This window comes from Synechococcus sp. CBW1107, assembly GCF_015841355.1.
Lineage (GTDB): Bacteria > Cyanobacteriota > Cyanobacteriia > PCC-6307 > Cyanobiaceae > Regnicoccus_A.
This window is the reverse complement of the sequence record NZ_CP064908.1, coordinates 2,005,407-2,030,958: the sequence shown is the minus strand read 5'-3', so window position 1 is coordinate 2,030,958 and position 25,552 is coordinate 2,005,407. Positions and strand designations below refer to the sequence as shown.

The following is a 25,552-nucleotide window of genomic DNA, read 5'->3' as shown; positions in this document are numbered from 1 at the left end:
AGCGTCATGGCGTGTTCGCCGCTGGATCATCCATCCAGCGGACTCCCGGAGACGGGCCGATGGGTCAAAGGTTAGGCTCAGGAATTGCGCGTCGTTCCGTTGGGATCTTCCCATCGATGCGGCCGTACCGCCCCATGTCCAGCCCCATCCCTCCGGATGGTGCCTTACTCCGATCCGGCCCGCCGGTGCGATGAACAAGACCTCCGTTCCCTCTCTCGATTCCCTCGACCGCCAGTGGTTCCTGGTGGACGCTGAGAATCAGACCCTCGGCCGTCTGGCCAGCGAGGTGGCCAGTGTGCTGCGTGGCAAGAACAAGCCCACCTTCACGCCGCACCTGGACACCGGTGACTTCGTGGTCATCATCAACGCCGACAAGATCCGCATCAGCGGCAACAAGGCCAGCCAGAAGATCTACCGCCGTCATTCCGGCCGTCCAGGCGGCATGAAAACCGAAACCTTCGAGGCCCTGCAGGCTCGCCTGCCCGAGCGGATCGTCGAGAAGGCCATCAAGGGCATGCTTCCCCACAACGCCCTCGGCCGTCAGTTGTTCCGCAAGCTGAAGGTGTACAAGGGCGCCGAGCACCCCCACGCCGCTCAGCAGCCCCAGATCCTGGCTCTCGATCCTTCCGCCTCCGCACAATGAGCACCGCTTCCAACCGTGTCGTCTACTGGGGAACGGGCCGCCGCAAAACGGCCGTCGCCCGCGTGCGTGTCGTCCCAGGCACGGGATCCATCACCATCAACGGCCGCCCCGGCGACAACTACCTCAACTACAACCCCAGTTACCTGAGCGCCGTGAAAGCGCCCCTGGACACCCTGGGCCTCTCCGCCGAGTACGACCTGCTGGTCAACGTCAAGGGCGGTGGTCTCAACGGTCAGGCCGATGCCATCAAACAGGGTGCTGCCCGCGCGCTCTGTGAGCTCTCGCCTGACAACCGCAAGCCGCTCAAGACCGAAGGGCACCTCAGCCGTGATCCCCGGGCCAAGGAACGCCGCAAGTACGGCCTGAAGAAAGCCCGTAAAGCGCCCCAGTTCTCCAAGCGCTGATCCTTCCCTTCCGTATTCAGCCCATTCCAGCCATGCCCAAGGCCGACATCCATCCCACCTGGTATCCCGATGCCAAGGTGATCTGCAACGGAGAGGTGGTGATGACCACCGGCTCCACCCAGCCCGAGCTGCACGTGGACGTGTGGAGTGGCAACCATCCCTTCTACACCGGTACCCAGAAAATCCTCGACACCGAGGGCCGTGTGGACCGCTTCATGCGCAAGTACGGCATGGGCAGCGCCGACAGCGCCACCACCAAGGCCGGGGACAAAGAGGCCAAACCCGAGGTTGAGGCCCAGGCCTGATCCCTTCAGGTTTGTTCTGGAGGCCGGACGCCCGTGGGCGTCCGGCTTTGTGCTGTCAGCCCACCCGTCCCCATGGATCCATCCCTGCTGCGTGAGCGACTCGAGGCCGCCGATCGCACCTTCCACGCGCTGGAGCGTCAGCTGGCCGACCCCGCCGTGGCGGCCGACCCTTCGGAATTGCGCCGCCTCTCCAAGGAACGGGCCCGGCTCGAGCCGCTGGCCACGGGCCTCGGTCACTGGCAGAGCCTGCAGCGGCAACTGAGGGATGCTCAGCAACTGGCCCGCCAAAGCAAGGGGGAGCCCGAGATGGAGGCCCTGATTCAGGAGGAACTCAGGGAGCTGGGAAGCCAGCTCGACGGGCTCGAGCATCAGCTCACCCTCGCCCTGCTCCCCAGTGATCCCCGCGATGAGCGCAGCGTGATGCTGGAGATCCGCGCCGGCACCGGGGGTGATGAAGCGGCTCTGTGGGCGGGCGATCTGGCCAGGATGTACGAGCGGTTCGCACAGACCATGGGTTGGAGCGTGCAGCCTCTGAGTGCCTCGGAATCCGACCTGGGCGGTTTCAAGGAGCTGATCCTGGCCATCCGCGGCGACGGCGTCTACAGCCAGCTCAAGTACGAGGCGGGGGTGCACCGGGTCCAGCGGGTGCCCGCCACGGAGTCCCAGGGGCGGGTGCACACCTCCACGGCGACCGTGGCGGTGATGCCCGAGGCGGATCCGGTGGAAGTCCAGCTCGATCCTGCCGATCTCGACATCAGCACCGCCCGCTCCGGAGGCGCGGGCGGCCAGAACGTCAACAAGGTGGAGACGGCCGTGGATCTGCTGCACAAGCCGACGGGCATCCGCGTGTTCTGCACCCAGGAGCGATCGCAGCTCCAGAACCGTGAACGGGCACTGGAGATCCTGAGGGCCAAGCTGCTGGAGCGGGAGCTGGCAGAGGCCGCCGCCGCTGAGAGTTCTGCCCGCCGAGCCCAGGTGGGCAGCGGCGAGCGCAGCGAAAAGATCCGCACCTACAACGCCAAGGACAACCGGGTCACCGACCACCGGCTGGGGCGCAACTTCGCCCTGGAACCGGTGCTCCAGGGCCAGCTGAACGAGGTGATCGGCGCCTGTGTGGCAGCGGAGCAGAAGACCCGTCTGGAACAGCTGGTGGCAGAAGGCGCAGGCACGGACTGAGGCCCGCTCCAAGACCCCCGAGGACCTGTCTCAGGCCCCGATCACGTATTTGGCCCACTCCTGGCGGCCTGAGCGGATGTGGCGGGTGGCCTCGAAGTAGAGCGTGCTCACCGGCCTCCGCGGCACCCGGGCCAGCGGCATGGCCGCTTCACGGGGGGTCCGGCTCCCCTTGCGCACATTGCAGCGCAGGCAGGCTGTGGTGACATTCTCCCAGGTGTCCGTCCCGCCACGGCTGCGGGGAATCACGTGGTCGATGGAGAGCTGCTCACCCTGGTAGCCGCAGTACTGACAGCTGTGGCCGTCACGCTGGAAGACATTGCGGCGGGTCAGCGGCAGTTGCTTGAAGGGCACCCGCACGAACTGGCGCAGACGGATCACCGATGGCAGCAGCATCTCGCCACGGATGGGATGCTTCGGGTCGTGCTCAAGACCTTCGGCTTTGCCTTTGAGCAGCATCACCGTGGCCCGACGCCAGCTGGTGATGTTCAGAGGCTCATAGGACGCATTCAGGACCAGAACCTGGCTCACGGCGCATGGTCCACGGAAGGGGTGCCAGATCCCCAGATGGCCGCCATGCTAGTGGGTCTGATCCATCAGGCATGAGATTGGACTGACGGTTCACATCAGATTGACTCTGCTGGGATGCCCGACTGAGATGGCCACGATGCTCCAGCCCAGCCAACGACTGCCAGTTGAGGATCCCCAGCGGTTCGTCGGACCCGGGCTGCATCCGCGGCAGAGGGCCTGGGTGGAGGTCGATGAGACAGCCATCGAGCACAACGCCAGAGCCCTGGGCCGGTGGCTGGCTCCGGGCTCATCGCTGATGGCTGTCGTCAAAGCTGATGGCTACGGCCATGGCGCCGCCCCGGTGGCTCGCGCGACCCTGGCCGGTGGTGCCACGTCCCTGGGGGTGGCCACCCTGCAGGAAGGCATCGAGTTGCGCCAGGCGGGCCTGGAGGCACCGGTGCTGGTGATGGGGAATCTGATCCACCCCGAGGAACTGCGCAGCTGCCTGGAGTGGGAGCTCATGCCCACCATCAGCGGCATGCGCGAGGCCCTGCTCTGCCAGAACCTGGCCAGTGGCAGCGGCCGCTCCATGGCCCTGCACCTCAAGCTCGACACCGGCATGGGCCGACTCGGGGTCGACTGGGGCGATGGGGTGAGGCTGCTGCAGGCCCTGCTGGGGCTGGATGCGGTGCGGCTGGCGGGGGTCTACTCCCACCTGGCCGATGCCGATGCCCTCGACCCGGGAGGGGGCGGTCTGACCGCCCTCCAGCAGCAGCGCTTCGAGAGCGTGCTGCGCGGCGCCGGTGAGCTGGGACTGGCCACCGGGGTGCGCCATCTGGCCAATTCCGCCGGCACCCTGCGCTGCCGCCGGCTCCACTACGACCTGGTGCGTGTGGGCCTGGCGCTCTACGGCCATGCCCCCGCCGAGCACCTGAGCCACGCGGTGCCGCTGCAGCCCGCGATGAGCGTGCGGGCAAGGGTGTGCCTGATCCGCGAGGTGCCGGCCGGGGTGGGGGTGAGCTATGGCCACCGCTACACCACCCGGCGTCCGAGTCGGCTGGCGGTAGTCACGATCGGCTACGCCGATGGGGTGCCCAGGCTGCTCAGCAACCAACTGGAGGTGCTCTTCGCCGGGCGCCGGCTGTCCCAGGTGGGGGCGATCACCATGGATCAGCTGCTGATCGATGCCACCGAGGCTCCCCAGCTGGAGGTGGGCTCGGTGGTCACCCTGCTGGGCGACGACGGCGGCGAGCGCATCACCCCCCAGGACTGGGCCCAGGCCAGTGGCACCATCCCCTGGGAAATTCTCTGCGGCTTCAAGCACCGCCTGCTCCGTCTCCGCCTTGGCGAAGGCGCGCGCGATCGCTGATAAGCTCTTGCGGCCCCCTGGAGAGGTGGCTGAGTGGTTGAAAGCGGCTCCCTGCTAAGGAGTTACAGGAGGCAACTTCTGTCGAGGGTTCGAATCCCTCCCTCTCCGTTCCAACAATCTTCAGCCAGCAGCCTGGGCCGCGGATTTCGGCCCGCCCAGGCATCCAGCCCACGGGGGTTCAGCTCTGGGAACTGGCCTCGCTGAGCAGCCGGCTCAGCTCAGGCAGGAGCTGATCATCGGCGGCTCGCTCGGCCCCTTCGCTGAAGATCACCAGCAGGAAAGGCGAGCGGCCCTCGATCTCCACATAGGCCGCGTCATGGCGGGCCTGGCTCATCCAGCCGGCCTTGCTCCACAGCCGGGCAGCGGCGGGCAGGCCGCCCCCGATGAAACCATCCACCTGGTTCTCCGGATCCGCAGCCCGCAGCCCGGGATCGAGGGAGCGGCTCAGGAGCTCCCGCATCCGGGCGCAGGCGGGGGGGGACACCAGAGCCCCCGCCATGATCATGTGCAAGAGCCGGGCGGTGGCATCCGTGCTGAGCCGGTTGCGGTTCTCCAGGGCCGGTCCGTAGAACTGACGCTCCCGTCCGTAGGGACCGTCCCCCCAGGTTTTCTGGCAGACGTTGCAGCCCTCGAACTCGCTCCAGCCCAGGGCGGCATACCACCGGTTCACCAGTTGGCGGCCCTCGATCCAGGCCCGCAGCGGTCGCTCCGGCAGATCGGGACCGCTGGTGGTGCCCGTCAGCCAGTCCACCAGGACGGCGGTGGCGTCATTGCTGGAGTCGCGGATCATGTCCGCCATGGCCCGGCGCAGCTCGACGCCCTCTTCGAGCAACTGGCGCTGGAGCCAGGCTTCGGTGGCCGCCAGATAGAAGAGCTTGACCACGCTGGCCGGATAGCGGGGCCTGGAGCCGGCCCAGGCGGCCCCCACCACGGACCCCAGCCAGGGCCTCGACGACTCCCCAGCCTCAGCCGCACCGATCAGGCTGCCCGGATAGCGCAACCAGGTGATCGAGATCTGGGAGGTGAGACCGGGACGGCCCTGGAACTCCAGGGCCTGGAGGTGGTCTTCGAGGATCGCTCCCATCGCCGCATCGGGGCTGTAGAACGCCATCGGTACCGCCATCTGCCATGGAGAGCGTAGGAACCGGGGTGTACGCCGATGCGTTGCAGGCGGGCCGCTGCTGGCGGCTGAGCGCCGACATCGACGGCCACGCCCGCTCCACGGGCCCGGGGCTGGCCACCCAGGCCCGCCGCGGCCGCGCCTTGCAGTTGCTCGGCCCTGTCGAGGGGACCCGGCTGCGGGCCCGGCTGCTGGAGGATGGCTACCGCTGCTGGATCGAGATCAGCGACCTGCTGGAGCGGGCCATCCCCGGCCAGCCCAGCCGGCCGCGCCCCCTGGGGCCGAGCCGCATCACCGCCAGCCTGCCGGACGTGCTGGCCTTCGCCGAGAGAGCCCGGCAGCAGCCCAACCATTACCTCTGGGGCGGCACGCTCGGCCCCGACTTCGATTGCTCGGGCTTCGTCCAGAGCGCCTTCGCCAGCGCTGGGATCTGGATCCCCCGGGACGCCTACCAGCAGGAGCGCTTCTGTCAGCCGGTGGCTGTGCGCCCGGGGGTGTTCGCTCTGCTGCGACCCGGGGATCTGATCTTCTTCGGCCGCCCCCAGCGCTGCAGCCATGTGGGGCTCTACCTGGGCGGCGGGCGCTACCTGCACAGCTCCGGCAAGGACCATGGCCGTGATGGCCTCGGCATCGACCAGCTGAGCCCCGAGTCCGACCATCCCGTGTCATGTCACTACCGCAGCGAACTGCGCGGAGCCGGGCGGGTGATGCGCAGCCATGACGGCACCACCCTGCCCTGACCCCGGGCTCCCGTAGGTTGCACTCCGATACAGCCCCGCCGTCATGACCGCGACGCACGGCCCCGAGCTCTCGGTCGTGATTCCCCTGTTCAACGAGGAGGAAAGCCTCGGCCCGCTGGTGGAGCAGCTGCTTGCCAGCCTCAGGCCCCTGGGCCGCCGCTTCGAGCTGGTGCTGGTCGATGACGGCTCCAGCGACGGGACCGCGGCAAGGCTGGAGGAACTCGCCGCGGCGACTCCAGAACTGGTGGCGGTGCTGCTGCGGCGGAACTACGGCCAGACTGCGGCGATGGCCGCCGGCTTCGATGCCAGTCACGGGGACGTGATCATCACCCTCGATGGCGACCTGCAGAACGATCCAGCCGACATCCCCCTGCTGCTGGACCGGCTTGAGCAGGGTTACGACCTGGTCAGCGGCTGGCGTCACCAGCGGCAGGATGCGGCGCTGCAGCGCCTGCTCCCCTCCAGGATCGCCAACCGCCTGATCGCCCGGGTCACGGGGGTGCGCCTGCACGATTACGGCTGCTCCCTCAAGGCCTACCGCCGGGAAGTGGTGGCGGACATGAACCTCTACGGCGAACTGCACCGTTTCCTGCCAGCCCTGGCCTTCATCGAGGGGGCGCGAATCACGGAGGTGAAGGTGAATCACCACGCCCGGCGTTTCGGCGAGAGCAAGTACGGCATCGATCGCACCTTCCGGGTGCTGATGGACCTGCTGACGGTCTGGTTCATGAAACGCTTCCTCACCAGGCCGATGCATGTGTTCGGCTTCGGTGGCCTGGCCTGCCTGGCGATCGGCCTGGTGCTGGGTCTGATGCTGCTCGGCGAGAAGATTCTCTTCAACGCCGATGTGGGTGCCCGTCCCCTGTTGATGGTGGCGGTGCTGGCGATCGTGGCCGGCATCCAGCTGTTCTGCTTCGGGCTGCTGGCGGAGCTGCAGATGCGCACGTATCACGAAAGCCAGGGTCGCCCGATCTATCGGGTACGGGCCACGTTGCGCGGCAGCCTGGCGGGCTGAGGCGCCGCCGCCGCCGGCCTCCCGCGGAACGCCGCGATCGCTTCGGCAGCCAGGACCGCCACGCGGGGGTCGGGATCGAAGCGAGCCCTCCTGAGCAGGGGCAGGCAGGCCCGATCACCCCAGGCCAGGCAGGCGGCCAGGGCCGCCAGGCGCTCGCCTGGGCTGCCCGCAGCGGCGGTCCGAAGCTCGGCGAGCAGCTGCCGCCGGCGGTACGGATCCAGGGGTGCACCGGACTCTTGGGCGGCCGGCCAGGACAAGGCCGGGGCCTGCGGGGCCACGGCTGTCGAAGGAAGGGCTGGAACGGCCGGTTCGCCCAGCCGCTCGAGCCGGGCGCGGCTGACGGCGGCGACGGCACGGCCGTCATCACGGCATGACAGGGAACTTGTGCGGCGGCGAAGGAGCCAGAACACCAGCAGGAGAGCCGCGGCGGCGGGAAGGGCCTGCTGCATCGGATTGAACTTTTATGTCGCAACTGCAGGCCGACAAAGCCTGCCCTGCAGTGATCTTTACAGTACCGGCGGTTGCTGTATTGGCCCGCGCCATGACTGGAGAATTCGCCGCCGCCTGGCTGCCGTCGATGTTCGTGCCCCTGGTGGGGATCCTCGGCCCTGCCGTGGCCATGGCCCTGCTGTTCAACGTGATCGAAGCGCGCGACTGAGCGCCTCGCCCGCTTTCTGCCTTCCGTCCCCCCCACGAGCCCGTCCATGACCGTGCATCCCGTGGCCGACCCCACCGTCGGCAATCTGGCCACCCCCGTCAACAGCAGTTACTTCACGAAGGCGTTCCTGAACGCCCTGCCCGCCTACCGACCGGCACTCTCCCCCAACCGCCGCGGCCTGGAAGTGGGAATGGCCCACGGGTTCTTCCTCTACGGACCCTTCGCCATCACCGGCCCCCTCCGGCTCACGGAGTACGCCACCACCGCTGGCCTGCTGGCCACCATCGGCCTGGTGTCGATCCTCACCGTCTGCCTGTCGATCTACGGCACCGCGGGCAACGGCCCGAACGTGCAACCGCCCGACGTCACGATCGACACCCCCCCCGCCGATCTCTTCACCAAGGCCGGATGGGCCGAGTTCGCCAGCGGGTTCTGGCTGGGTGGCTGCGGTGGCGCCGCCTTCGCCTGGTTCCTGGCCGGCACCGCCCTGGTCTCCCCCCTGGTCGACCTCGCCGGTGGCGTCTGGAGTGTCGGCTGAGGCGCACTCTGTAACACCCTCACCCCACAACCCGCAAATCGAACCCGACAGGTTCGCCAGGCCCCGCTGCAGCGGGGCTTTTTTTGGGCGGAATGCCCTCTGATCGAGCCAGGAACCTCCAGCGCCCCTGCCAGGGCGGGCAGACTCCTCGGGCGTGCCCCGAGCTGACGGTTCGATGTCGGTCTCTGATCCTTTCCTTCGCCGACCGGTGCTCACCCTGGTGGTGAGCCTGCTGATCGTGATGGCCGGCCTGCTCAGCCTGCCGGGCCTGCAGGTGGAAAACCTTCCCCCGATCGCACCCGTGCGGGTGAACGTTCGCGCCACCTATCCCGGTGGCGGAGCCCTGGCGGTGGAGCAGGGGGTGACCACTCCACTGGAGCGGCAGCTGAACGGGTTGGATCGGCTGGAGAGCATCCGCTCCACCAGTTCCGCCAATGGCAGCTCGATCACCCTCACCTTCGAAGGGGGCAATCCCGAGCTCAACCAGATCAATGCCCAGAACGAAGCCGTTCTGGTGAACCGGCGGCTGCCACCCGAGGTGGCCCGTCTGGGGGTGCAGGTGCGCCGCAGCTCCGACGACCTGCTGATGGTGATCAGCTTCAGCACTCCGAAGGGCATGTATAGCGACGCCTTCCTGAGCGGCTGGCTGGACCAGCGGCTCAGGGATGAACTTCAGCGGGTGCCTGGAGTCGGCAACGTGGCCGTCGCCGGCGGCAGTGAACTGGCATTCAGGGTCTGGCTGGATCCGGTGGCCCTGGAGCAGCGCAACCTCACCATCACCGACATCGAAGACGCATTGGAGGAGCAGAACGTCCTCGCCGCCCTGGGCCAGGTGGGCGATGCCCCCAGCCCAGCCGGCCAGGAGATCACCCTGCCCCTCGAGATGGAGGGTCGGCTGCGCACCCCCGGCGAACTGGAGGGTCTGGTGGTGAGCCGGGCCAGCAACGGCGGGGTGGTGCAGCTCAGGGACGTGGGGCGGGTCGTGCTCGATGAGGAGAGTTTCGAGAGCACCGCCATGAACCTGGCAGGACAACCCACCCTGGCCGTGCTGATCTTCCAGCGTGACGGCAGCAATGCCCTGGAGGTGAGCAATGCCGTCAACGCAGCACTGAGCCGGCTGGAGCCCGACTTCCCGGTGGGTGTGGAACTGGAGCGCATCGTCGATGTGGCCGACAGTGTGCGCGAGAGCATCCAGCTCACCTGGGGCAGCCTGCGCGACGCCGTGCTGCTGGTGCTGCTGGTGCTGTTGCTGGCGCTGGGGAACAGCCGCCTGGCGGCCATCACCGCCGTGGCCGTGCCCGTGGCCCTGGTGGGAAGCTTCACGATCCTGCGGCTGACGGACAGTTCGATCAACACCCTCAGCCTCTTCGGCATGGTGCTGGCCACAGGCCTGGTGGTGGATGACGCGATCGTGGTCAGCGAAGACATCGGCCGCCGGCTCGAGCTGGGGGAACCACCCTGGCGGGCTGCTCATAACGCCATGCAGGAGCTGGGCAGTGCGGTGATCGCCACTTCGCTGGTGCTGGTGGTGGTCTTCCTGCCGGTGCTGGCGATGCCCGGCAGCGTGGGCCGGCTCTACCAGCCGATCGCGATCACGATCAGCGCCACGATCCTCTTCTCCACCATCAATGCCCTCACCTTCACGCCTGTGGCTTCCAGCTGGCTGCTGCAGCACGGCTGGAAGGAACCTCACTGGCTGCGCCGACTGCTGGATCGGCCCCAACGCTGGATCCATCGGCTCGGAGAGCACTACGGCCGGGCCCTGGATCGCAGTTTTCGCTGGCGGCGCCGCATCCTGCTCGGGCTGCTGGGCGGCCTGATCCTGGCGGGCTGGGGACTGGGGCAACTGCCGACGGCTTTCATTCCCCAGGAAGACGACAGTCAGATCCGCGGAGTGGTGGTCCTGCCTGGCGGGGCATCGATCCAACGCACCGAAGCCGTCATGGAGCAGGTGCGACAGCTGGTGACCAGCGAGCCTCTGGTACGGGTCGGCAACTTCTACTCAGGCCGCTCCTTCGGCGACAGTGCACCGAACCGGGGGATCTTCTTTCTGCGCCTGAAGCCGCTGCAGGAGCGTGGCTCCCGGGCCGAAGACAGCAGTGAAGCGGTGGCCGAGCGGCTCTCCAAACGACTGCGCAGTTCCATCAGCGATGCAACGGTGCTGGTGAGCGTCCCACCGGTGGTGAGGGGCTTCAGCAGTGAGGGGGGACTGGAACTGGAACTGCTGGATCTCAGCGGCGGGCGTCTCAGTCTGAGCGAATTCGAGCAGATCACCCGCGAGTTCATCGCCGCCGCCAACGCCACGGGCGACTTCCAGCGGGTGGGGACACGTTTCAGTGCCGATTCACCGCAACTGCGCCTGCAGCCCGATCGGCTGCGCATGGCGTCGCTGGGTGTGGACCTCGACACGGTGGTGAAGACCCTGGGTGCCAGTTTCGGCAGCAGCTACGTCAACGACACCTTCGAAGGCGAGCGGGTCAGGCGGGTGATCGTGCAACTGGATGGGGCCTTCCGCCGCACGGCCGAGGACGTGCTGGCCCTTGAGGTGCGCAGCCGGGAAGGGAACCTGGTTCCCCTGCGTGAACTGGTGTCGCTGCAGCAGGACAGTGGCCCGACGGTCATCAACCACAGCCGGCTGGCACGATCGATCACCGTGCAGGCTCTGCCCAAGGCAGGTCTGAGCACAGGTCAGGCGATCCAGACGCTGGAGCAGGTGAAGCAAGAGCTGGCCAATCCCGTGATCGCCCTGGAGTGGGTTGGGCTCGCCAAGGAGGAACGCCAGGCGGGAGGACGCACCTGGCAACTGTTCGCCCTGGGGATGGCCGTGGTGTTCCTGGTGCTGGCCGGGCTCTACGAGAGTTTTCTCGACCCACTGATCATCCTGATCACGGTGCCCCTGGCCCTGCTCGGCGCCCTGCTTGGCCTGGCTGGCCGAGGGCTCTTCCTGGACATCTATGCCCAGGTGGGCATGCTCGTGCTGGTGAGCCTGGCCGCCAAGAACGGCATCCTCATCGTTGAGTTCGCCAACCAGCGCCTGAAGGAAGGCCAGGGCCTACGCGAGGCGGTGGAAGAAGCGGCCATCAGCCGCCTGCGCCCGATTCTGCTCACGGCGCTCTCTTCGCTCGCCGGATTCCTGCCCCTGCTGCTGGCCACCGGGGCTGGTGCCGCCAGCCGCATCAGCATCGGCACGGTTGTGTTCTTCGGGCTGCTGGTGTCCACCGGCCTGACGCTGTTCGTCGTGCCGGTGGTGTACCTGGAGGTGAAATTGCTGGAGGGACGCCGCTGGTGGCCCAGGACTAAGGAGCCATGAAAAAACCCCCGGAGAAGCTCCGGGGGCTGGTTGTTTGAGGTGCGTCCCTCGGGGTGGTTGATCGCTGGGATCAGCCGAATTTGCCTGAGGTGGAAGCGATCAGGAAAGCGCCGTAGGTGAGGATGTAGCCCACGGTGAAGTGAGCCAGACCAACCACACGGGCCTGCACGATCGAGAGCGCCACGGGCTTGTCGCGCCAGCCAACCAGGTTGGCGAGCGGGGTGCGCTGGTGTGCCCAGACGATGGTTTCAATCAGCTCCTGCCAGTAACCGCGCCAGGAGATGAGGAACATGAAACCGGTGGCCCACACTAGGTGACCGAAGAGGAACATCCAGGCCCAGACGGCCAGGTTGTTCGAGCCGAACGGGTTGTACCCGTTGATCAGCTGGGAGCTGTTCAGCCAGAGGTAGTCACGGAACCAGCCCATCAGGTAGGTGCTGGATTCGTTGAACTGAGCCACGTTGCCCTGCCAGATGGCGAGGTGCTTCCAGTGCCAGTAGAAGGTGACCCAACCCACGGTGTTCAGGGCCCAGAAGACCGACAGGTAGAAGGCGTCCCAGGCTGAGATGTCGCAGGTGCCACCACGGCCGGGGCCGTCGCAGGGGAAGGAATAGCCGAAGTCCTTTTTGTCGGGCATCAGCTTGGAACCCCGGGCATCCAGGGCACCCTTCACCAGGATCAAGGTGGTGGTGTGCAGTCCAAGGGCGATGGCGTGGTGGACCAGGAAGTCACCAGGGCCGATCTGCAGGAACACATCCGTGCTGCCGTTGATGGCATCCAACCAGAAGTGATCGCCAGGGATGTTGGCCGAAGCCAGGCTGGCGGCACTGGCCGGGTTGGAGAGCAGAACGTCGAAGCCGTAGATGGCCTTGCCGCTCGCGGCCTGCACGAACTGGGCGAAGACCGGCTCCACCAGGATCTGCTTCTCGGGAGTACCGAAGGCAACGACCACATCGTTGTGGACGTAGAGACCAAGGGTGTGGAAACCGAGGAACAGGGAGACCCAGCTCAGGTGGCTGATGATCGCTTCCTTGTGCTCGAGCATCCGGGCCAGGACATTGTCCTTGTTGGCTTCGGGGTCGTAGTCACGGATGAAGAAGATCGCACCGTGGGCGAAGGCACCGCACATCAGGAAGATGGCGATGTACTGGTGGTGGGTGTACAGAGCAGCCTGTGTCGTGTAGTCCTTCGCGATGAAGGCATAGGACGGCAAGGCGTACATGTGCTGCGCCACCAGACTCGTGATCACCCCGAGGCTGGCCAGGGCCAGGCCCAGCTGGAAGTGCAGGGAGTTGTTGACGGTGTCATAGAGACCCTTGTGTCCTGCACCGAGTGCACCGCCGAACGGGGTGCCCTTGGGGGGATTGTGGGCCTCAAGGATTTCGCGGATCGAGTGACCGATCCCGAAATTCGTCCGGTACATGTGACCGGCGATCACGAAGATCACGCCGATCGCCAGGTGGTGGTGGGCGATGTCGGTCAGCCAGAGCGCCTCGGTCTGGGGGTGGAAGCCGCCCAGGAAGGTGAGGATCGCCGTGCCTGAGCCCTCGGAGGTGCCGAACACCTGGTTGAGGGTGTCGGGATTCTCGGCGTAGACGCCCCAGTTGCCGGTGAAGAACGGAGCCAGACCGGCCGGGTGAGGCAGCACATTCAGGAAGTTGTCCCAACCGACGTGCTGACCGCGGGCTTCAGGAATGGCCACGTGAACCAGGTGACCGGTCCAGGCGATGGAGCTGAAGCCGAAGAGAACGGCGAGGTGGTGGTTGAGGCGTGATTCAGCGTTCTTGAACCAGGCCAGGGAAGGCCGGAACCTGGGCTGAAGGTGGAGCCAACCGGCGAACAGCGCCCAGGCCGACAGGATCATCATGAAGATGGAACCCTGATACAGCTCGGCGTTGGTCTTCATGCCGATGGTGTACCACCAGTGGTACAGACCGGAATACGCAATGTTGACCGGGGAGGTGGCTCCCGCCTGGGTGAAGGCGGTGATGGCCCCCTGGCCGAAGTGCGGATCCCAGATCGCGTGAGCGATGGGACGGACGTGCAGTGGATCGGCGACCCACTGTTCGAAGTTGCCCTGCCAGGCGATATGGAACAGGTTGCCCGAAACCCAGAGGCCGATGATCGCCAGATGACCGAAGTGAGTGGAGAAGAGCTTTTGGTAAAGCTTCTCCTCCGTCATTCCGTCGTGGCTCTCGAAGTCGTGAGCCGTGGCGATGCCGTACCAGATACGGCGGGTTGTCGGGTCCTGTGCCAGACCCTGGCTGAACGAAGGAAATTTCGTTGCCATTGGGAAAGGTCAGGTGTGAGGTCAGCCGACCGCGACGAGTCGGGCCAGGAAAAAGGACCAGGTGGTAGCGATACCTCCCAGCAGATAGTGGGCAACGCCTACGGCACGGCCCTGGGTGATGCTCAGCGCACGGGGCTGGATGGCGGGTGCCACCTTCAGCTTGTTGTGAGCCCAGACAATGGACTCGATGAGCTCCTGCCAGTAACCGCGGCCACTGAAGAGGAACATCAGGCTGAAGGCCCAGACGAAGTGGGCGCCGAGGAACATCAGGCCGTAAGCACTGGAGGAGGAGCCGTAGCTGTTGATCACCTGTGCGGCCTGAGCCCAGAGGAAATCACGCAGCCAGCCATTGATGGTGATGGCGCTCTGCGCGAAATTCCCATTCGTGATGTGCTGGACGCTGCCGTCCGCATTCACGGTTCCCCAGACATCGCTCTGCATCTTCCAGCTGAAGTGGAAGATCACGATGGACAGGGAGTTGTACATCCAGAAGAGGCCGAGGAACACGTGGTCCCAGGCCGACACCTGGCAGGTACCGCCACGGCCGGGGCCGTCGCAGGGGAAGCGGAAGCCCAGGTTGGCCTTGTCGGGGATCAGCCTGGAACTGCGGCTGTAGAGGACACCCTTCAGCAGGATCAGCACGGTGACGTGGATCGTGAAGGCGTGGATGTGGTGGACCATGAAGTCGGCCGTTCCCAGGGGGATCGGACCGGCAGCCACCTTGCCGCCGACGGCGACGACGGCACCGTTGAACACTTCGCTCACACCGGCCAGAGCATTCGGTGCGGTGGAACCGGCTGCAGCGGCGTGCAGACCCTGAATCCACTGAGCGAAAACGGGCTTCAGCTGAATGGCGGTGTCACTGAACATGTCCTGGGGACGTCCCAGGGCACGCATGGTGTCGTTGTGGATGTAGAGGCCGAAGCTGTGGAAGCCAAGCCAGATGCACACCCAGTTGAGGTGGCTGATCAGGGCATCACGGGCTTTGAGGACCCGATCCAGCACGTTGTCAACATGCTGGGCAGGGTCGTAATCGCGGATGAGCGCGATGGCCGCGTGGGCACCGGCGCCAACGATGATGAAACCGCCGATCCACATGTGGTGCGTGAAGATCGACAGCTGCGTTGGGTAGTCGATACCGATGTAGGGATAGGGCGGCATCGCATACATGTGATGCGCCACAATGATGCTCAGCGAACCGAGCAACGCCAGGTTCACGGCCAACTGGGCATGCCAGGAGGTGGTCATGAACTCGAACAGGCCATCGTGACCCTTCGGAGCCGGGAACAGCAGGGGATCACCCTTCTGGCCTTCGAGAATCTCCTTGATGCTGTGACCAATACCCCAGTTGGTGCGGTATTGATGTCCGGCGACGATGAACAGGACCGCGATCGCCAGGTGGTGATGGGCGATGTCGGTCATCCAGAGGCTGCCGGTGACAGGATTCAGCCCACCCTTGAAGGTGAGGAAGTCGCTGTAGGCGGCCCAGTTGCCGGTGAAGAAGGCTGAGAGACCCGCTCCGAATCCAGGGAACAACTGGGTCAGCAGATCCAGGTTCAGGAATTCATGGGGCAGGGGGATGTCCGCCACCGAAGCGATGGTCTTGCCGTCGAGCACCAGCGGCTTGCCGGCGTCGATGGCATCCATCAACTGAGTGGTGGGCAGGGACACGTGCAGCAGGTGCCCGGTCCAGGAGAGGGAGCCCAGGCCGAGGAGGCCAGCCAGGTGGTGGTTGAGCATGGACTCAACGTTCTGGAACCACTCGAGCTTGGGAGCTGCCTTGTGATAGTGGAAGACGCCGGCATTCAGCATCAGGCCAGCCATCACCAGGGCACCGATGGCGGTGCAGAGCAGCTGGAACTCACTGGTGAAGCCCCAGGCTCTCCAGACATGGAAGAGGCCTGAGGTGATCTGGATGCCGTGGAAGCCGGCACCCACATCGCCGTTGAGAATTTCCTGGCCGAAGATGGGCCAGACCACCTGGGCACTGGGTTTGACGTGCAGGGGGTCGGCCAGCCAGCCGGTGTAGTTGGAGAAGCGGGCACCGTGGTAGAAGGCGCCGCTCAGCCAGATGAAGATGACGGCCAGGTGGCCGAAGTGAGCGCTGAAGATCTTCCGGGAGACCTCTTCGAGATCGCTCGTGTGGCTGTCGAAGTCGTGAGCGTTGGCGTGGAGGTTCCAAACCCAGGTGGTGGTTTTGGGACCTTTGGCGAGGGTGCGGTCGAAATGGCCGGGCTTGCCGAACAGTTCGAAGGTGGCCGGGTTGTTCACCTGGTCGACCTGGGCCTTCGCCTTTTTCCCACGCTCTGGTGGGCTGATGGTCATCGAGACGTTCCTCGAGGGACGGAGTCGAGGTGGAGGTCCACCCCTCCGGACCGGGCCGAAAGGCCAGGCCGGTGGGCCTCACGGTTCCGCGGGCCGAGGCCCTTGGAACCATGGGCACCAGTGCGGAGTGGCTTCGAAAAAGGCCGAAAGCCGCTGCCAGCACTGGAGCTGGGGCCCCGATGAGGGGACCGCTGGCGGAAGTATAAGGGCGAGTTTCAAGCCCTCTGGGGGGTAAGTAACAAAGGTTCAATCCGGCACCACCCCTGTCTGGAACAGGGCTCTGCCCCAAGCTCCCTATCACTCATCGGCAGCGCGATGCTGCACTTTCTTTATCCAATTCCCGAAGGATTTGGGGATACATTCAGCATCATTTTTTACGGACCCGAAGCCCGCTGGGCAAACTGTCCCCATGGGTCCCGGCACCTGAGCCTGGGGCCGACATCGATCAGGAGCGATGCGCATGCTGGCGGCGGGGCTTCGAGGCCTGGGAGCGGTGCTGCTCTGCCTGGTCGTGTTGCTGAGTGGTGGCTGGAGTCTGCGGCCACGTCCCCAGGAGCCGCAGATCACCAGCACCGGTCCGGCCAGCTCCGGACGACTGAGGGAAGTGCCCCCACCCAAGGGCAGTCAGGCCCTGCGCCTGCGCCTGGCGGAGCATCAGCCCCGGCTGCGCATCCTGGCTCCAGCCGACGACTCCGTGCTCCCTCTCGCCCCCTGGTCGCTGGAGCTGGCCGTCGACGACTGGCCATTGGCCGATGCCGGCTCCCTGGGGCTCGGCGCCCACCTGGTGGTGCAGCTCGATGACCGGGAACCCCTGCGTCTGGGTCCCGAGGTCGCCACGACGCCTCTTACTAAGGACAACAGGCTGAGCCTGGCCATGGATCCCCTCAGGCCGGGCAGTCATCGCCTGACGGTCTATGCGGCCCGCCCCTGGGGTGAAGCGGTGAAGGATCCCGGCGCCGCCGTCCAGATCCGCCTCCACGGCCTGGCCGCCAACCCCCTCAGCCAACCCCGGCGGGGGAGCCCCCAGCTGGTGAGCAGCACCCCCACCGACCTGATCCATCACGAACCCGTCCTGATCGACTGGCTGCTGATTGACGCGCCGCTGCAGCGCCTCGACGGGGACGGGTCGCACTGGCGGCTGCGGGTCACCCTCAATGGAGACAGTTTCCAGGTGGACCGGCAGGAACCGCTGTGGCTCTCCGGTCTGCGCTCCGGCAGCAACCCACTGCAGCTGGAACTCCTCGACGGGTTGGGGGAACCGTTGAATCCACCTTTCAACAGCCTGGTTCAGAACCTGGACATTCGGCCTGAAGCCCCCCGTCCCTGGCAGACGGCAGCCCTCTCTGCGGAGGATCTGGAGCGTCTGCTGGGGGAGCGGCCAGGCGAGCCTTCTCCTGAACCGGAACCCCGGACGGAGCAGGATCTCAGGGATGAGGACGCGACCCGCGAGAGATCTCCAGCCCCCGGGCCACCGGAAGCTGCCAACACTGAGCGACCGACTGAAGAGGCGCCAACCGAACCAGAACCCTCGGACGACGCCGGCACCCTGGAGGAGGAGCCCGTCACGAAGGATCCGGCGGATCCGCCGGACGTTTCTGATTCACCAGAGCCTCTGACCACGCCTGAATCCACGGAACAGCCGACCGTCGCGGAACCGCCCCCGGGCCCATCCCCTGAGGAGGCCTCCTCGGAGGAGTCCTCAGGGGAGTCGGTGGCCGAGCCCGAGATGGCCTCGGAAGCGGAGACCTCGGCGCAGGAGCGGCTGCGTGCCAGGTTCGGGGGATGAGTGATTCCATCTGTTGGGGACTGGCCCTGAGCAGGGCCGGTGCCCCCGTGCTCGAGCGCCTGGATCAGGGCGGGCTGCTGATGGCCCGTGCAGAACCTGGGGCCGGGGCGGCTGAGCTGCTCCGCCGCCACTGGAGCGGCGCGTCGGCCTTTGTGGTGGTGGGGGCCTGCGGGGCGGTGACCCGGCTGGTGGCCCCGCTGCTCCAGGGCAAGGAGCACGACCCTGCGGTGGTGGTGGTGGATCCCCAGGGGCGTTTCGCCATCCCCCTGCTGGGGGGGCATGGGGCCGGGGCCGAGCAGCTCAGCCAGAGGGTGGCCGCCCTGCTGGGGGGCGAAGCGGTGCTCACGGGCGCCAGCAGTGGTGGCGGCAGCCTGGCCCTCGACAGCTTCGGGCTGGCCTGGGGCTGGCGCAGGGGCCTGGGCGACTGGAGCGCGCTGATGAAAGCCGCGGCCCGGGGCGAGCTGATCGCCGTGCGGCAGGAGAGCGGTTGCAGCGACTGGCAGGGGCTGCAGGCCGCCGCAACGCTGCTGCTGCCCGCAGCAGAACCGGCCGAGGAACACACGTCCGCAGAGAGAGCGTCCATGCAGCTGGTGATCAGCCCACGCAGGGGTCCCGGCTGCCGCTGGCATCCCCCCAGCCTCTGGCTGGGCCTCGGCTGCGAGCGCGACACCAGCCTCAGCCTGTTGGAGCGACTGCTGGAGCAGGCCCTCGATGGCACCCAGCTGGCTTCTGAAGCTGTCGCCGGGCTGGCGAGCATCGACCGCAAGGGCGATGAGCCGGCACTGCTGGAGCTGGCCCGCCGCCATCAGTGGCCGCTGCGTCTGTTCAGTGCCGAAGCCCTGGCGGTGGTGCCGGTGCCCAGCCCGTCCGAGGCGGTGCTCCGGGAAATGGGCACCGCCAGCGTGGCTGAAGCGGCCGCTCTGCTGGCCTCCTCCCCCCAGCCGGACCTGCTGCTGGAGAAGCGCATCGAGCGGGCCCGGCCTGGGGAACGGGGAGCCGCCACCCTGGCGGTGGCCCAGGCGGGAGGGCAGTGGGCCCCGCAGCGGGGACGGATCCATCTGGTGGGCAGCGGCCCCGGCCGGCTGGATCTGCTCACCCCTGAAGCTCGCCTCGCCCTGGCCGAGAGCACCGTCTGGGTGGGCTACAGCCTCTACCTGGACCTGCTGGAGCCCCTGCGGCGACCCGACCAGCTGCGCCGCGACGGAAGGCTGACCGAAGAGCGGGACCGCTGCCGGCTCGCCCTGGAGCTGGCCGATGCCGGCCTGAGCGTGGCCCTGGTGTCGTCAGGTGACAGCGGCATCTACGGCATGGCCGGGCTGGCCCTGGAGCTCTGGCTGGAGCGGGCGCCTGCGGAGAGACCCGCGTTCAGCGTGCATCCGGGCCTCTCGGCCCTGCAGGTGGCTGCAGCGCGGGCCGGGGCGCCGCTGATGCACGATTTCTGCACGATCAGCCTGAGCGACCGGCTCACCCCCTGGGCGACGATCGAGAAACGACTGCGGGCGGCCGCCAGCGGGGATTTCGTTGTGGCGCTCTACAACCCCCGCTCGCTGGGGCGCGACTGGCAGCTGGGCCGGGCCAGGGAACTGCTGCTGGAGGGGCGCAGCGCCGAAACCCCCGTGGTGCTGGCACGCCAGCTGGGACGGGCTGAGGAGAGTGTGCACCTGCACAGCCTCGGGGACCTGCCCCTGGATCAGGTGGACATGCTCAGCCTTGTGCTGGTGGGCAACAGCACCTCCCGCCGTCAGGACGGGATGATGGTGACGCCACGGGGCTACCCGGGCGCCGAACTGTGCTGAAGGGCTCCGGGACGCCATCCCTCCCGGAGCTCAGCGATCGGGATGACAGGATTCGAACCTGCGGCCCCTTCGTCCCGAACGAAGTGCGCTACCAAGCTGCGCCACATCCCGCCAGAAGTGACTTTAGGGGATGACCGTCGCCTGATCCGGGCGGAAGAGGGGTTTCTAAAGTCTGGATCCAGCAGCCCTGCCGCGATGGCTCCGGACGCCATGCTCAAACCCGACTGGTTACGGGTCAAGGCGCCGCAGCGTGAGCGGATCGGCGCGGTGGCCGACCTGCTGGTGGACCTGAAGCTCAACACCGTCTGCCAGGAGGCCAGCTGTCCGAACATCGGCGAATGCTTCGCCGGGGGCACCGCCACCTTTCTGATCATGGGTCCGGGCTGCACCCGGGCCTGTCCCTACTGCGACATCGACTTCGACAGGAGCGTGAGGGCCCTCGACCCCAGCGAGCCGGAGCGGCTGGGGGAGGCGGTGGCCCGGATGGGCCTCTCCCACGTGGTCATCACCTCGGTGAACCGCGATGACCTCGAGGACGGGGGCGCCAGCCAGTTCGTGGCCTGCATGGAAGAGGTGCGTCGTCGCTCCGCCGGCACAACGATCGAGCTGCTGATTCCGGATCTCTGCGGGAACTGGGACGCCCTGGCCGCCGTCATGGCGGGGGCTCCGGACGTGCTCAACCACAACATCGAAACGGTGCCGCGGCTGTACCGGCAGGTTCGGCCTCAGGGCCTCTACCCGCGCTCCCTGGAGCTTCTGCGCCGGGTCCACCAGGACTGGCCAAGGACCTACACCAAATCGGGGCTCATGGTGGGCCTGGGTGAAACCGACAGCGAAGTGCTGGAGGTGATGGCGGATCTGCGAGCTCAGGACGTGGACATCGTGACGATCGGTCAGTACCTCTCCCCGGGAGCGAAGCATCTGGCCGTTCAGCGGTTCGTGACCCCCGACCGGTTCGATCACTTCCGCCACGAAGGGGAAAGGCGCCTGGGGTTCCTGCAGGTGGTCAGTTCACCACTCACCCGCAGCAGCTATCACGCCGGAGAAGTGCAGCGGCTGATGCGCACCCATCCGCGCTGAGCGCAGCCAGGACTCAGACGTCCGCTCCGGCCAGGGTCCAGGGTCCTTCCGGCCCCGAAGGTGCATCCAGTCACAGTTCCCCCCTCACCGGACATGGCTCATTCATCCACCAGCGGGATACTTGAGGCTCACTCACGCCGTATTGCAACTCTTCCAATGAAACGCCTCCTTCTGACCCTCGCCGCCCTCGGAGCAACAGCCCTCCTGGTTCCCCTCGACTCCACCGCCGCCAGGGCCGACACCACCATCACCGGCCGCGGCGGTCGCACCATCACCCGCTCCGCCGTGCGCCAGCCCGGCTCCACCAACGCGCGGTGGACCGACCGCCAGGGCCGCACCTACACCCAGACCTCCACCTACGGGGGCGGCAAAGGCAACACCACCATCACCGGCCCCGGCGGTCGCACCGTCACCCGCTCCGCCGAGCGCACACCGGGTTCCACAGAAGCCACGTGGACTGACAGGCAGGGCCGCACTTACACCCAGACCTCCACCTACGGGGATGGGGAAGGCAACACCACCATCACCGGCCCCGGCGGTCGCACCGTCACCCGCTCCGCCGAGCGCTCACCGGATTCCACCGAGGTCGAGTGGACCGATCGCCAGGGTCGCACCACCACCCGGGAAACCACCTACGGCAAGGGCAATCGTTCCACGGTCGTCACGGGTCCGGGCGGACGTTCCACCATGCGTGTCGTCGAGCGCCAGCCTGGATCCACCCAGATCGAATGGACCGGCCAGGGAGGGCGCACCCACAGCCGGAACTCCACCTGGGGAGGCTTCTGACTGAGGTGAGCCGGGGTCCCTGTCCCGTCAGGGGTTGAACGCTTCGCGGCGCAACCGGGCAGGGCATGGGGCCTCGAGCTCCAGCTCCCCACCATCGGGCAGGGGCAGTCTGAGCTGATGGGCATGGAGGCAATAGCCCCCGTCGCCGGGCCGCCTGCCTGGATGGGCGTCTCCACCAGAAAGGAAGAGGGGATCCCCCAGCAACGGGGCACCCACACTGGCCAGATGGATCCGGATCTGATGCGGACGACCCGTGCCGATCGTCACGGCCACCAGGCTGGCATCACCACGCCGCTCCAGCAGGGTGAGACGACTGATCGCCGGCAGCGACCGGCCCCCGCCCGCTGACTCCTGCGTCGCCCAGATCTGGCCCAGGAGCGGATGGGGCCGACGGCCGATCGGCGTGGTGATCTCCAGGCACTCTCCTGGGGCCAGGGCGAGGGGCAGGGGAGCCGTCAGGGCCCTGTAGGTCTTGAGGCAGCTCCGGCAAGGCCAGTCGCGCGGTCGGCCCTGGTCGTGATCACTGCGGATCTCGCCCCCAACCACGCGCAGGGTGTCTGCCGTGCTCTCGCGCAGCAGGGCGCTCAGCCAGGACCGCAGCCGGGGAGAACGGGCACAGACCAGCAGACCGGAGGTGTGCCGGCCGAGCCGGTGCACCGGCCTCGGCACACCGCCATGGGCCAGGCCCCCGCTGCCGGCCTGAGCGAAGCGGCGCTCCAGGAGGTGCAGCACGGTGTGCTCCAGCCAGCCGCCGCCCGGCAGAACCGGCAGGCCGCTGGGCTTGTCGATCACATACAGATCGCCATCGTCGAACACGACCGGCCAGCTTGCCGGTACAGCCTCCTCCAGCCAGGGGGGCCGACGCCAGGCCAGGCGATCACCCTCGGCCAGTGGTCGATCAGCCCGGAGCGCCTCGCCGTTGCACCTGATCTCGCCGGCCTCCAGCCGCCGCATCCACGCCTCCCGATCGGAATGCCGGTAGCGGGCCGCATAGAACGCACTCAGCCAGTGCCCGCGCTCGGAGGGGCCGACCCGGTCGCGGTAGGTCCAGCCCTGGTTGAGTCGGGCCGGCAACCAACCCGTCAGGACGGGGTCCCCAGGTGGCCCGTCAGTCAACCAGGCCGTTCTCGAGGGCGTAGCGCACCAGTTCAGTGCGGCTGGTGGTGCCGGTCTTGGTGAACAGGCGGCTCACGTACTTCTCGACATTGCGGATCGAGGTTTCCAGGCGGCGGGCGATCTCCTTGTTCATCAGTCCTTCGGCCACCAGCTGGAGCACGCTCGCCTCCCTGGGGGTGAAGGAATGGGTGGCCGGTGTGGCGCTCTTGTGGGATCCCGTCTGCTGCAGGAGGGAGCGGATCTCGGTGATCTGCCGCGCCATCTGGCCGATGTCGGCATCGGCGTAGCGGGCCGCCTCGGCCAGCAGCCGCTCCTGTCTGCGCACCACGTTGCGAACCCGGGCCACCAGCTCATCGGGATCGAAGGGCTTGGGGATGTAGTCGTCGACCCCGGCCTGGAAGCCCTCGATCCGGTCGGCCGTCATCCCCTTGGCAGTGAGAAAGATCACCGGAGTGCCCCCCAGCCGCTCGTCGCCCCTCAGTCGCCTGAGCAGTCCATAGCCATCAAGGCGAGGCATCATCACGTCGCTGATCACCAGGTCGGGGATCAGCTCCTGGGCTGCCGTCCAGCCTTCCTCGCCGTCGTTGGCGGTGGTGACATCGAAGCCTTCGTCCTCCAGGTAGGCCTGCACGGCCGTGCGCAGACCGGGCTCGTCATCGACCAGCAGCAGACGGGCCGGGGCCGGCGGGCTGATCGGCTCCTCGGCGCTGTTCTCCTCTTCCGGCCTGCTGGCGGACTCGTGCTGACTCATGAACCGGCTGGCGTTGGGAGGAATCTATCCAGGCCCGCACGGCGGTCAGAGGTTGGAGGCGGGCACCACCTGCTCCCGCTCCACCCGGTTGCCGCTGTAGCCCAGCTGACGGGCCAGGCCGCGCAGGCTGTTGGGGTCCTTGCCGGCCTGCTCCGGGAAACAGGTGGCCCACCAGACCAGATGGTCGATGCGGTTGGCCGGTGTGACCACGCCGCCGGGATTGAGTTCGCGCAGGATCAGGCTGCGGCCATCGTTGGTGACCCGCAGCGGCGCCGAGGGCGAGCACTGGACCGTCTCGGAGCGGACCTTGACATCGTTGGGCAGCTCCTCCCACACCTTGATCCGCCAGACCTGGGGCTGGACGGGATCGGCGGTGATGCCGAACACCCCCAGGGCCTGCTTGCCGTCGGCAATGTCCCGCTCCAGCAGAAGGGCCATCCCGGCGGGGCGATTCTGATCCGGGCGCAGGAAAACGCTCTGGGCGTCGACTGAGGGCATGGAGGTCAGCCCCGCAGGCGCCAGGGTGGCGAGGGCAGCAGCCAGGAGCCGTAGTCGCGAGATGGAAGCCATCGGCTGGTTCATGGCAGCTGGGTTGTCAGCATGGAACGGTTCCGCGGGGATGGGAAGGAGGGATGGCCACCATCTATCTGGACCATCAGGCCACCACACCCTGTGATCCAGCGGTGGTGAGTGCGATGGCGCCCTACTGGAGCGAGCTGTTCGCCAACCCCTCCAGTCGCTCCCACCGTCCTGGCCTGGAGGCGGCCGCGGCGGTGGCGCAGGCCCGCAGCAGCCTGGCCCGGCAGCTGGGTGTGGCCCCGGAGCAGGTGGTGTTCACCAGTGGGGCCACGGAGGCGAACAACCTGGCGATCAAGGGGCTGGTGGAGGCCCGCCGCCAGCGGGGCCGCCACCTGATCACCCTGGCCACGGAGCACCGTGCGGTGCTGGAGCCCCTGCGCTATCTGGCGGGCCACGGATTCGATCTCACCGTGCTGCCGGTGCGGCGCGATGGGCTGGTGGACCTGAATCGCCTCAGCGAGGCCCTGCGTGACGACACGCTGCTGGTGTGCGTGATGGCCGCCAACAACGAGATCGGCGTGCTGCAGCCCCTCGACGCCATCCGGGAGCTCTGCCTTGGGCGGGGCATCGCGCTGCACAGCGATGGAGCCCAGATCTTCGGGAATCGCCCGTTCAGTCCAGGCGAGCTGGGCCTCGACCTGTTCAGCCTCAGCGGACACAAGATCTACGGACCCAAGGGCATCGGTGCCCTGGTGCTCGCTGAAGGGATGATCCTGGCCCCCCAGCAGCACGGCGGTGGCCAGGAAGGGGGCCTGCGGGGTGGGACGCTGCCGGTTCCCCTGATCGTGGGACTGCAGCGAGCGGCGGAGCTGGCCAGCCGCGACCGGGAGGCGCGACTGGAGCGCCTGGGCAAGTTGCGCGACCAGCTGCTGGCGGGTCTGCTGGAGCTGGGAGGGGTGCGGGTGAACGGCAGCCTCGAGCACCGTCTCGCCCACAACCTCAACGTTCATCTGGAGGGGGTGGATGGCAACCAGCTGCACCGGTCCCTGCGGAGGCAGCTGGCGGTGAGCGGAGGCTCGGCCTGCAGCAGCGGCAGCCCCTCACACGTGCTGGCAGCTCTGGGGCTGACCCCAGCCGAAGCGGCGGCCTCGATCCGGTTCGGGCTCGGACGCCCCACCACGTCCGAGGAGATCGACCAGGCGGTTGAGGTGGTGGCCGGGGTCCTGCGAGAGCTGCGGCGCTGACCGGAAAGCCTTCCCTTGCCGGGGCCACCGACGGGCTGCCGGGAGCCCCGCCGGGCGCGAGCCTGCTGCGGCCG

General features: G+C 67.2%; 23 protein-coding genes and 2 tRNA genes. 16 read left to right on the top strand and 9 right to left on the bottom strand.

Going from position 1 to position 25,552, the window contains the following annotated elements; translation table 11 throughout:
* The first annotated feature begins 190 nt into the window (after positions 1 to 190).
* From rplM to prfA, 4 genes are all read left to right on the top strand, one after another.
* Complete coding sequence (rplM, locus tag I1E95_RS10460) at positions 191 to 643, top strand: 50S ribosomal protein L13 (RefSeq protein WP_197162111.1); 453 nt, start codon at positions 191 to 193, stop codon at positions 641 to 643.
* Positions 640 to 1,047: a 30S ribosomal protein S9 gene (rpsI, locus tag I1E95_RS10455; protein ID WP_197162109.1), complete on the top strand. Its 408-nt coding sequence runs from the start codon at positions 640 to 642 to the stop codon at positions 1,045 to 1,047. Before rplM ends, rpsI begins: the two co-directional genes overlap by 4 nt.
* A gap of 32 nt (positions 1,048 to 1,079) precedes the next feature.
* Positions 1,080 to 1,352: a 50S ribosomal protein L31 gene (gene rpmE / locus I1E95_RS10450; protein ID WP_197162107.1), complete on the top strand. Its 273-nt coding sequence runs from the start codon at positions 1,080 to 1,082 to the stop codon at positions 1,350 to 1,352.
* A 72-nt stretch (positions 1,353 to 1,424) separates the two neighbouring features.
* A complete protein-coding gene (gene prfA / locus I1E95_RS10445) occupies positions 1,425 to 2,528 on the top strand; it encodes a peptide chain release factor 1 (protein WP_197162105.1) in 1,104 nt (367 codons plus the stop codon).
* Positions 2,529 to 2,558: 30 nt separating this feature from the next.
* Here prfA and I1E95_RS10440 read toward each other — a convergent pair whose 3' ends face one another.
* Positions 2,559 to 3,056, bottom strand: coding sequence for an HNH endonuclease (locus I1E95_RS10440; RefSeq protein ID WP_197162103.1), 498 nt, complete (start codon positions 3,054 to 3,056; stop codon positions 2,559 to 2,561).
* A gap of 136 nt (positions 3,057 to 3,192) precedes the next feature.
* Here I1E95_RS10440 and alr point away from each other — a divergent pair, with 136 nt between their 5' ends.
* Together alr and I1E95_RS10430 are read left to right on the top strand one after the other, a co-directional pair.
* Complete coding sequence (alr, locus tag I1E95_RS10435) at positions 3,193 to 4,404, top strand: alanine racemase (RefSeq protein WP_197167398.1); 1,212 nt, start codon at positions 3,193 to 3,195, stop codon at positions 4,402 to 4,404.
* 19 nt (positions 4,405 to 4,423) lie between these two features.
* A tRNA-Ser gene (locus tag I1E95_RS10430) sits at positions 4,424 to 4,512 on the top strand.
* A gap of 70 nt (positions 4,513 to 4,582) precedes the next feature.
* On the opposite strand, the gene I1E95_RS10425 is transcribed toward I1E95_RS10430, so the two are convergent.
* Positions 4,583 to 5,515 carry a serine hydrolase gene (locus I1E95_RS10425; RefSeq protein WP_197162101.1) on the bottom strand — a complete coding sequence of 311 codons (933 nt, stop codon included), beginning with the start codon at positions 5,513 to 5,515 and terminating at the stop codon, positions 4,583 to 4,585.
* A 17-nt stretch (positions 5,516 to 5,532) separates the two neighbouring features.
* On the opposite strand from I1E95_RS10425, the gene I1E95_RS10420 reads away from it, so the two are divergent.
* A complete protein-coding gene (locus tag I1E95_RS10420; protein ID WP_197162099.1) occupies positions 5,533 to 6,264 on the top strand; it encodes a C40 family peptidase in 732 nt (243 codons plus the stop codon).
* Positions 6,265 to 6,307: 43 nt separating this feature from the next.
* Positions 6,308 to 7,279: a glycosyltransferase family 2 protein gene (locus I1E95_RS10415; protein WP_197162097.1), complete on the top strand. Its 972-nt coding sequence runs from the start codon at positions 6,308 to 6,310 to the stop codon at positions 7,277 to 7,279.
* Here the strand turns inward: I1E95_RS10415 and I1E95_RS10410 are convergent.
* Positions 7,237 to 7,728 carry a HEAT repeat domain-containing protein gene (locus I1E95_RS10410; protein WP_197162096.1) on the bottom strand — a complete coding sequence of 164 codons (492 nt, stop codon included), beginning with the start codon at positions 7,726 to 7,728 and terminating at the stop codon, positions 7,237 to 7,239. The two genes, I1E95_RS10415 and I1E95_RS10410, sit on opposite strands and share 43 nt — an antisense overlap.
* 92 nt (positions 7,729 to 7,820) lie before the next feature.
* On the opposite strand from I1E95_RS10410, the gene I1E95_RS10405 reads away from it, so the two are divergent.
* The 3 genes from I1E95_RS10405 to I1E95_RS10395 all read left to right on the top strand — a co-directional run bounded on the left by I1E95_RS10405 (position 7,821) and on the right by I1E95_RS10395 (position 11,785).
* Positions 7,821 to 7,937: a photosystem I reaction center subunit VIII gene (locus I1E95_RS10405; RefSeq protein ID WP_197162095.1), complete on the top strand. Its 117-nt coding sequence runs from the start codon at positions 7,821 to 7,823 to the stop codon at positions 7,935 to 7,937.
* A 46-nt stretch (positions 7,938 to 7,983) separates the two neighbouring features.
* Complete coding sequence (locus I1E95_RS10400; RefSeq protein ID WP_197162094.1) at positions 7,984 to 8,475, top strand: photosystem I reaction center subunit XI; 492 nt, start codon at positions 7,984 to 7,986, stop codon at positions 8,473 to 8,475.
* 175 nt (positions 8,476 to 8,650) lie between these two features.
* Positions 8,651 to 11,785 (top strand): efflux RND transporter permease subunit, encoded by a 3,135-nt coding sequence (locus I1E95_RS10395; protein WP_197162093.1) that lies wholly within the window; start codon positions 8,651 to 8,653, stop codon positions 11,783 to 11,785.
* 70 nt (positions 11,786 to 11,855) lie between these two features.
* Here the strand turns inward: I1E95_RS10395 and psaB are convergent, their stop codons facing one another.
* Entirely contained in the window at positions 11,856 to 14,075 is a 2,220-nt protein-coding gene (psaB, locus tag I1E95_RS10390) for a photosystem I core protein PsaB (RefSeq protein WP_197162092.1), read from the bottom strand.
* 21 nt (positions 14,076 to 14,096) lie between these two features.
* Positions 14,097 to 16,400 carry a photosystem I core protein PsaA gene (gene psaA, locus I1E95_RS10385; protein ID WP_197162091.1) on the bottom strand — a complete coding sequence of 768 codons (2,304 nt, stop codon included), beginning with the start codon at positions 16,398 to 16,400 and terminating at the stop codon, positions 14,097 to 14,099.
* Between the two features lie 454 nt (positions 16,401 to 16,854).
* Between psaA and I1E95_RS10380 the strand changes: the two genes are divergently transcribed.
* Both I1E95_RS10380 and cobJ read left to right on the top strand, forming a co-directional pair.
* Positions 16,855 to 18,186 carry a hypothetical protein gene (locus I1E95_RS10380; RefSeq protein WP_197162090.1) on the top strand — a complete coding sequence of 444 codons (1,332 nt, stop codon included), beginning with the start codon at positions 16,855 to 16,857 and terminating at the stop codon, positions 18,184 to 18,186.
* A complete protein-coding gene (gene cobJ, locus I1E95_RS10375) occupies positions 18,183 to 19,982 on the top strand; it encodes a precorrin-3B C(17)-methyltransferase (RefSeq protein ID WP_197162088.1) in 1,800 nt (599 codons plus the stop codon). The genes I1E95_RS10380 and cobJ overlap by 4 nt, the downstream gene beginning before the upstream one ends.
* A gap of 37 nt (positions 19,983 to 20,019) precedes the next feature.
* Here the strand turns inward: cobJ and I1E95_RS10370 are convergent.
* Positions 20,020 to 20,093 (bottom strand) — tRNA-Pro (locus tag I1E95_RS10370).
* A 99-nt stretch (positions 20,094 to 20,192) separates the two neighbouring features.
* Here I1E95_RS10370 and lipA point away from each other — a divergent pair.
* Both lipA and I1E95_RS10360 read left to right on the top strand, forming a co-directional pair.
* The gene (gene lipA / locus I1E95_RS10365) at positions 20,193 to 21,062 is read left to right on the top strand and encodes a lipoyl synthase (protein ID WP_197167396.1); all 870 of its coding nucleotides are present in this window, start codon (positions 20,193 to 20,195) and stop codon (positions 21,060 to 21,062) included.
* Between the two features lie 156 nt (positions 21,063 to 21,218).
* Positions 21,219 to 21,848, top strand: coding sequence for a hypothetical protein (locus I1E95_RS10360; RefSeq protein WP_197162086.1), 630 nt, complete (start codon positions 21,219 to 21,221; stop codon positions 21,846 to 21,848).
* A 27-nt stretch (positions 21,849 to 21,875) separates the two neighbouring features.
* Here the strand turns inward: I1E95_RS10360 and I1E95_RS10355 are convergent, their stop codons facing one another.
* The 3 genes from I1E95_RS10355 to I1E95_RS10345 are packed head-to-tail and all read right to left on the bottom strand — an operon-like array spanning position 21,876 to position 24,285.
* The gene (locus I1E95_RS10355; protein WP_197162084.1) at positions 21,876 to 22,922 is read right to left on the bottom strand and encodes an RluA family pseudouridine synthase; all 1,047 of its coding nucleotides are present in this window, start codon (positions 22,920 to 22,922) and stop codon (positions 21,876 to 21,878) included.
* Between the two features lie 34 nt (positions 22,923 to 22,956).
* Positions 22,957 to 23,715: a response regulator transcription factor gene (locus I1E95_RS10350; protein ID WP_231594565.1), complete on the bottom strand. Its 759-nt coding sequence runs from the start codon at positions 23,713 to 23,715 to the stop codon at positions 22,957 to 22,959.
* A gap of 45 nt (positions 23,716 to 23,760) precedes the next feature.
* Positions 23,761 to 24,285: a hypothetical protein gene (locus I1E95_RS10345; RefSeq protein ID WP_231594564.1), complete on the bottom strand. Its 525-nt coding sequence runs from the start codon at positions 24,283 to 24,285 to the stop codon at positions 23,761 to 23,763.
* A 62-nt stretch (positions 24,286 to 24,347) separates the two neighbouring features.
* Between I1E95_RS10345 and I1E95_RS10340 the strand changes: the two genes are divergently transcribed.
* On the top strand, positions 24,348 to 25,478 hold the full coding sequence (locus I1E95_RS10340) for a cysteine desulfurase family protein (protein ID WP_197162082.1): 1,131 nt from the start codon (positions 24,348 to 24,350) through the stop codon (positions 25,476 to 25,478).
* The last annotated feature ends 74 nt before the right edge of the window (positions 25,479 to 25,552 follow it).

What these genes read in the sequence shown, in the direction of transcription:
- I1E95_RS10350 (WP_231594565.1), bottom strand. Translation starts at nt 23,715, where the DNA reads ATGAGTCAGCACGAGTCCGCCAGCAGGCCGGAAGAGGAGAACAGCGCC.
- I1E95_RS10410 (WP_197162096.1), bottom strand. Translation starts at nt 7,728, where the DNA reads ATGCAGCAGGCCCTTCCCGCCGCCGCGGCTCTCCTGCTGGTGTTCTGG.
- I1E95_RS10345 (WP_231594564.1), bottom strand. Translation starts at nt 24,285, where the DNA reads ATGGCTTCCATCTCGCGACTACGGCTCCTGGCTGCTGCCCTCGCCACC.
- I1E95_RS10420 (WP_197162099.1), top strand. Translation starts at nt 5,533, where the DNA reads ATGGAGAGCGTAGGAACCGGGGTGTACGCCGATGCGTTGCAGGCGGGC.
- I1E95_RS10425 (WP_197162101.1), bottom strand. Translation starts at nt 5,515, where the DNA reads ATGGCGTTCTACAGCCCCGATGCGGCGATGGGAGCGATCCTCGAAGAC.
- I1E95_RS10405 (WP_197162095.1), top strand. Translation starts at nt 7,821, where the DNA reads ATGACTGGAGAATTCGCCGCCGCCTGGCTGCCGTCGATGTTCGTGCCC.
- rplM (WP_197162111.1), top strand. Translation starts at nt 191, where the DNA reads ATGAACAAGACCTCCGTTCCCTCTCTCGATTCCCTCGACCGCCAGTGG.
- cobJ (WP_197162088.1), top strand. Translation starts at nt 18,183, where the DNA reads ATGAGTGATTCCATCTGTTGGGGACTGGCCCTGAGCAGGGCCGGTGCC.
- I1E95_RS10395 (WP_197162093.1), top strand. Translation starts at nt 8,651, where the DNA reads ATGTCGGTCTCTGATCCTTTCCTTCGCCGACCGGTGCTCACCCTGGTG.
- I1E95_RS10360 (WP_197162086.1), top strand. Translation starts at nt 21,219, where the DNA reads ATGAAACGCCTCCTTCTGACCCTCGCCGCCCTCGGAGCAACAGCCCTC.
- psaB (WP_197162092.1), bottom strand. Translation starts at nt 14,075, where the DNA reads ATGGCAACGAAATTTCCTTCGTTCAGCCAGGGTCTGGCACAGGACCCG.
- I1E95_RS10400 (WP_197162094.1), top strand. Translation starts at nt 7,984, where the DNA reads ATGACCGTGCATCCCGTGGCCGACCCCACCGTCGGCAATCTGGCCACC.
- I1E95_RS10415 (WP_197162097.1), top strand. Translation starts at nt 6,308, where the DNA reads ATGACCGCGACGCACGGCCCCGAGCTCTCGGTCGTGATTCCCCTGTTC.
- alr (WP_197167398.1), top strand. Translation starts at nt 3,193, where the DNA reads ATGCTCCAGCCCAGCCAACGACTGCCAGTTGAGGATCCCCAGCGGTTC.
- prfA (WP_197162105.1), top strand. Translation starts at nt 1,425, where the DNA reads ATGGATCCATCCCTGCTGCGTGAGCGACTCGAGGCCGCCGATCGCACC.
- I1E95_RS10380 (WP_197162090.1), top strand. Translation starts at nt 16,855, where the DNA reads ATGCGCATGCTGGCGGCGGGGCTTCGAGGCCTGGGAGCGGTGCTGCTC.
- lipA (WP_197167396.1), top strand. Translation starts at nt 20,193, where the DNA reads ATGCTCAAACCCGACTGGTTACGGGTCAAGGCGCCGCAGCGTGAGCGG.
- rpsI (WP_197162109.1), top strand. Translation starts at nt 640, where the DNA reads ATGAGCACCGCTTCCAACCGTGTCGTCTACTGGGGAACGGGCCGCCGC.
- rpmE (WP_197162107.1), top strand. Translation starts at nt 1,080, where the DNA reads ATGCCCAAGGCCGACATCCATCCCACCTGGTATCCCGATGCCAAGGTG.
- I1E95_RS10340 (WP_197162082.1), top strand. Translation starts at nt 24,348, where the DNA reads ATGGCCACCATCTATCTGGACCATCAGGCCACCACACCCTGTGATCCA.
- psaA (WP_197162091.1), bottom strand. Translation starts at nt 16,400, where the DNA reads ATGACCATCAGCCCACCAGAGCGTGGGAAAAAGGCGAAGGCCCAGGTC.